Source organism: Roseateles sp. P5_E1, from assembly GCF_054049335.1.
Genome location: NZ_JBFUMN010000512.1, coordinates 1 through 510, shown reverse-complemented (window position 1 = coordinate 510; position 510 = coordinate 1). Strand labels below are relative to the sequence as shown.

Below are 510 nucleotides of genomic sequence, written 5' to 3'. Positions count from 1 at the left end.
GGGAGTGCGTGCAGCCACCCATGGGGTGGCTCTACCTGCGATCAGGGAATGCGTGCAGCCACCCATGGGGTGGCTCTACCGGGGTGATGGCGCGGACGAAGCGCGGCCGGCGAACAAAAAAGGCCGGGCAATGCCCGGCCTGTGTTCGTTCCTGGTGCCGGCGTACCCGGCACGGGCGATCAGAAGATATCGAACGCGGCGTCGTCCGCCTGCTGCACGTGGGTATCCACGTTGAACTCTTCGATCTTGTCCATGTCCTCCACCTTGACCCATTCGGTCGCGCCGTTGAGGGTGGCCTGGACCATGCCCGAGGGCGGGTCATTCTTGGCGATCGGGGTGTCCTTCAACGCCACGCGCATGTAGTCGCTCCAGATCGGCAGTGCCGCCTTGCCGCCGTACTCGCGGTAGCCCAGCGAGCGGAAGTCGTCGCGGCCCACCCACACGGTAGTGGCGTAGGGCCCGCCGAAGCCGGAGAACCAGGCATCGCGGTGATCGTTGGTGGAACCGGTC

General features: G+C 66.1%; 1 pseudogene. It reads right to left on the bottom strand.

Features of this window, described 5'->3' with window-relative positions:
* Positions 1 to 179 precede the first annotated feature (179 nt).
* Positions 180 to 510 (bottom strand): annotated as a pseudogene (locus ACXJKJ_RS32375) (penicillin-binding protein); the annotation flags it as partial.